This is a genomic window from Streptomyces sp. NPDC001231 (genome assembly GCF_042896885.1).
GTDB lineage: Bacteria > Actinomycetota > Actinomycetes > Streptomycetales > Streptomycetaceae > Streptomyces.
Window position 1 is genome coordinate 63,737 of sequence record NZ_JBIAXS010000040.1, and the last position, 844, is coordinate 64,580.

1 protein-coding gene is annotated in these 844 nt (G+C 73.5%); it reads left to right on the plus strand.

The genetic code is table 11. The features are described from left to right. The first annotated feature begins 134 nt into the window (after positions 1-134). On the plus strand, positions 135-656 hold the full coding sequence (locus ACFY3J_RS34455; RefSeq protein WP_384177846.1) for a glutathione peroxidase: 522 nt from the start codon (positions 135-137) through the stop codon (positions 654-656). The last annotated feature ends 188 nt before the right edge of the window (positions 657-844 follow it).

The window sequence follows — 844 nt, forward strand, 5'->3', positions numbered from 1 at the left end:
CCGGCGCGGGGACAAGCACAGGAACCGGCGCGCGGACGAACGCGAGGACCGCCGCAGATTCCGCCGCGGGGACGCCCCCGGGGCAAGGGGACCGACGCTCGGCAGTGCCGCCCCCTCGCGGCTAGCATCCGCTCATGACCACTTCAGACAGCAACGGCGCCATCGCCCCGGACTCCCCCCTGGCCGTGGAGATCGGCGCTCTCCAGGGCGGGCCGGCCGGCCTCGGGCAGTACGCGGGGCAGGTCGTGCTCATCGTGAACGTGGCGTCCAAGTGCGGGCTCACCCCGCAGTACGCCGGGCTCGAACAACTGCACGAGCGGTACGCCGGGCAGGGCTTCACCGTGCTCGGGGTTCCGTGCAACCAGTTCATGGGGCAGGAGCCGGGCAGCGCCGAGGAGATCGCCGAGTTCTGTTCCGCCACGTACGGCGTCACCTTCCCCATGACCGAGAAGGTCGAGGTGAACGGGGAGGGGCGGCACGCGCTCTACGAGCGTCTGACCGGCTTCGCCGACGCCGAGGGCCACAGCGGGGACATCCGCTGGAACTTCGAGAAGTTCCTGGTCGGCCGGGACGGCAAGGTCGTCGCCCGGTTCTCCCCGCAGACCGGCCCCGAGGCCGCCGAACTGGTCGCGGCCGTCGAGAAGCAGCTCGCCTGACGGGCCCGTCCCACGCCCGCCGGCCCGTCCGGCGTCCGAGGACGAGGCCGTTCAGTCCGGAGCGGGGGTGGGGGGGGCCCCGGCCCCCCCCCCCCCCCCCCCCCCCCCCCCCCCCAAAAAACCCCCCCCCCCCCCCCCCCCCCCCCCACCGGCGCCAAACAACCCGCCACGATGTGGAGTATAAAAAG